At 71.7% G+C, this 2513-nt stretch carries 1 protein-coding gene; it reads left to right on the top strand.

Going from position 1 to position 2513, the window contains the following annotated elements; all coding sequences use genetic code 11:
- Positions 1 to 2513: Rne/Rng family ribonuclease (locus tag AC1HC7_RS06180; protein ID WP_479498791.1), on the top strand; the 2513-nt coding region annotated here is incomplete at both ends.

The following is a 2513-nucleotide window of genomic DNA, read 5'->3' as shown; positions in this document are numbered from 1 at the left end:
CCGTCGAGACCGGCGAGGCCGGCGCGCAGCAGGGCGAGTCCCGGAACGCCGCGGCGAGCGACGCCGCCGCCGCGGTGACGCCGGAGGCCCAGGCGACGCCCGAGGCCGAGGTCGTCGAAACGACGCGAAACGACGCGCCGGAGGCGGCCAAGGCCGACGCGCCGGTTGCCGATGCGCCGGAGGCCGCGCGGGCTGACGAAACGCCCGCAGTTGCCGGGACCGCCGCGCCCGAGGCGGCGGAGACGGGGGCGGAGACGGGGGCGGAGACGGGGGCGGAGGCCGAAGCGGCCCCCGAAAAGAACGAAAAAACCGATCCGGCGCCCAGTTCGCCCAGTTCGCCCAGTTCAATCGCCGAGGATGCGGGCGTCGAGGGCGACGAGCAGGTCACGGAGGATTACGTCGAGGACTCGGCGCCGGCCCGCGATCCCAAGCCCGCGCCGATCGCGGAGTCCGAACCGGCGCCGGCCGAAGCCGCCGCGCCCGACGCGGTGGCCGGGACCGCCGCACCGGCTCCGCAATCGACGCCGGAGGTCACGCCCGCCGCCGCCGAAACGGAAATGAAAACCGAAACCGAAACCGAGGCGCCGGAGGCCGAGTCCCCCGACGCCGCAACCGCCGACGCCGCAACCGCCGATTCCGCAACCGCCGAGGCCAAGGCTCCCGACTCCGACGCGCCGAACTCCGGGGCCCCGCAAAACGGCGGCGGCGCGGACAAGGCGCCGGTCGATCCTTCCGCAGATGCGCGCGATGACCCGCGCGACGCCGAGTCCCGCGACGACGCCCGCGCCCGGTCCGGCGATGACGCCCGCGACGAGGCCGCCGAGGACATCGCCCCGCGCCGCATGCGCGCCCGCCGCTACAAGATCCAGGAGGTCATAAAAGTCCGCCAGATCATGCTCGTGCAGGTGGTCAAGGAGGAACGCGGCAACAAGGGCGCGGCGCTGACCACCTATCTCAGCCTTGCCGGGCGCTACTGCGTGCTGATGCCCAACACCGCGCGCGGCGGCGGCATTTCGCGAAAGATCACCAACGCCGCGGATCGCAAGAAGCTGAAGGACATCGCCGGCGAGATGGAGGTGCCCAAGGGCATGGGCCTGATCATCCGCACCGCGGGCGCCAAGCGCACCCGCGCGGAGATCCGCCGCGATTACGAATACCTGCTGCGCCAGTGGGAGCAGGTGCGCGACCTGACCATGAACTCCGTGGCCCCGGCGCTGATCTACGAAGAAGGCAGCCTGATCAAGCGTTCGATCCGCGACCTCTACAGCCGTGACATCGACCAGATCCTGGTCGAGGGCGAGGCCGGCTATCGCGAGGCCAAGGACTACATGAAGATGCTCATGCCCTCGCACGCCAAGAACGTGCAGCGGCATTCGGAGCCGACGCCGCTGTTCATCCGCCATCAGGTGGAAAAGGAACTGTCCTCGATGTTCAACCCGACGGTGCAGCTGCGCTCGGGCGGCTACATCGTCATCGGCATCACCGAGGCGCTGGTGGCCATCGACATCAATTCCGGGCGCTCCACCAAGGAGCACTCGATCGAAGAGACCGCGCTGAAGACCAATCTGGAGGCGGCGGACGAGATCGCCCGCCAGCTGCGGCTGCGCGACCTCGCGGGGCTGATCGTCATCGACTTCATCGACATGGAGGACGCGCGCAACAACCGCGCGGTGGAAAACCGCGTCAAGGATCGCTTGAAGACCGACCGGGCGCGGATCCAGATCGGGCGGATTTCAGGCTTCGGGCTGATGGAGATGTCGCGCCAGCGCCTGCGGCCCGGGATGCTGGAGGCCTCGACCGCCCCCTGCCCCCATTGCCACGGCACCGGCTTCACCCGTTCGGACGAGAGCATGGCGCTGTCGATCCTGCGCGAGATCGAGGAGGAAGGCGTGCGTCGCCGCGCGCCCGAATTGCTGGTGAAGGCGCCGCTGTCGGTGGCGAATTTCATCATCAACCAGAAGCGCGAACACCTGATCGGCATCGAGGGGCGCTACGACATCTCGGTGCGGGTGGAGGCCGACCCCTCGCTGATCGTGCCCGAGCACAGCGTCGAGCGCGTCAAGGTGCCGGTGCGCACGCGGCGCGTGTCCGCGGCCCCGGCGGTGACGGCGGAATCGGTGTTCTCGGCCACCGACGAGGATGCCGAGGACGCGGCCTTCGAGGCGGCGGTCGCGGCATCGGAGGCGGCGGAGACCGCGGAGGTCGCCCCCGCCCCCTCGCCGGCCCGCGACGAGGACGAAAAACCCCGCCGCACCCGACGGCGCAAGCGCGATCGCACCGGCGAGGCCGATGAGGCCGGCCCGGCTGAAACCGCCGCCGCCGATGCCGACGCCCCGCGCGACGAGACCGCCGGACGGCGGCGCGGTCGGCGCGGCGGGCGCAAGCGGCGGCGCGCCGCCGGCGACGGCGCCCGCGGCGCGGCCAGCGCCGCCATGGGGGGGGGTGACCTTGTGGGCGACGAGCCCAAGAAGGGCGGCGGGATAGCGGCGGGCGGCTGCGGGGGCGCCGGCGCG

The sequence above is a fragment of the Oceanicella sp. genome, assembly GCF_056449545.1.
The sequence above is the reverse complement of the archived record's forward strand: the minus strand, read 5'-3'. Positions and strand labels throughout refer to the sequence as shown.